1 pseudogene is annotated in these 247 nt (G+C 38.5%); it reads right to left on the reverse strand.

The window, feature by feature from the left end:
- Positions 1–52 precede the first annotated feature (52 nt).
- Positions 53–247, reverse strand: a pseudogene (locus tag ACZ3HG_RS24520) (cytochrome c biogenesis heme-transporting ATPase CcmA); the annotation flags it as partial.

The following is a 247-nucleotide window of genomic DNA, read 5'->3' on the forward strand; positions in this document are numbered from 1 at the left end:
CGACATCGAAATATTAATAATAAATCTCGCCAAATTACGACCCGCAAGGTTTTTAGCATACAGACGCACTATCTATATTGAGTACAAGCGAATGTTGCGCGATTAGTTCAATCTCTTGATGTGTGGTGTAGATCAACATGCCACCATTTTTTAGATGGTTATTCATAACATCAATTAAATCGGTGACTGCACGTTTATCCAATGCAGTAAATGGTTCATCCAGAATCCAGAGTGATCGCATTTCAGG

The sequence above is a fragment of the Erwinia sp. PME.40.26/001 genome (assembly GCF_055556675.1).